1 protein-coding gene is annotated in these 1,005 nt (G+C 68.1%); it reads right to left on the bottom strand.

What is annotated here, in order from left to right; all coding sequences use genetic code 11:
- Positions 1–428: 428 nt before the first annotated feature.
- Positions 429–1,005: IS21-like element helper ATPase IstB (gene istB / locus ACLJQZ_RS48545; RefSeq protein WP_410628509.1), on the bottom strand; the 577-nt coding region annotated here is incomplete at its 5' end.

Raw genomic sequence — 1,005 nt, 5'->3', positions numbered from 1 at the left:
TGATGGCGCTCTGCGAAGTGGGCCAGAGGCGCTTCCTGAAAATCCCCAGCCGAGGTCTGCAGCTTAACCGGTGTCAGCGACGGAGTGGGATCACTCCGTCGGGTGCGGCGACCGGCATCTGTGGCCGGGCCGCTTCTGGCGTTGTCAGCAACGCCACGATGGTGACTGGCCCGCCGCAGTGCGGGCAGTCCCGTTGCGCGGCCGGCTGCGGCAGCGGCGCGGGTGACGGCGCCGGAGTGGCCGCCGGAGGCGGTATGAACGGCCCGCCGGGGTGGCCGGCTCGTTCGACTTCACGACGGGCCGCCGCGGTGCGTTTGCACTCCCGCGAGCAATAGACGCGAGCCTTGGCCTGGCGGCCGGTCGCGGCGAATGCCTCCCAGCAGATCGGGCAGGTCTTGCGGGCCGCGTTGTAGTTCGGATCCTGCGGGTCAGGAGACATGTGCGTTCACCGCCTTGCGCAGCTTGTCCGATGTGGACTGATGAGACCGCAGCCGGTAAGACGGGCCGTCGATGCCGACCACCGTCGCCCGATGCAGCAACCGGTCCAGCATCGCCGCCGCGACGGTCGCGTCACCGAAAGCTTTTGCCCAGTCAGCAATCCCGACATTTGTCGTCAAAATCGTCGACGACTTCAGGTAGCGTTGGTTGATGACCTGGAACAACGCCGACGCGCCGTCGCCCGGCAGCGGCAGGTAGCCAAGTTCATCGATCACGAGGAGCTTCGGGCCGGCGAAGAACCGCATGCAGGTCGCCCACCGCCCCTCGACCGCGGCCTTGTGACAACGGGCGGCGAGATCGGCGGCGGTGGTGAAGTAGACCCGGTGCCCGGACTCAGCAGCGCCGCGCGCCAGCGCGGTCGTCAGCATCGTTTTCCCGACCCCGGGCGGCCCGACGAACAGAACATTCGAGGCGTCGTCGAGGAAACGCAACGTCGCGAGGTCCCGGATCAGCTTCTCGTCGACCCCGGGCTGCGCGGCGAAGTCGAAGTCCGACAGCGTCCAGGGA

It is taken from the genome of Amycolatopsis sp. cmx-8-4 (assembly GCF_046548675.1).
In the GTDB taxonomy this organism is placed as follows: domain Bacteria; phylum Actinomycetota; class Actinomycetes; order Mycobacteriales; family Pseudonocardiaceae; genus Amycolatopsis.
Note: the sequence above shows the minus strand (reverse complement) of the source record. Positions and strands in the feature narration are given on the sequence as shown.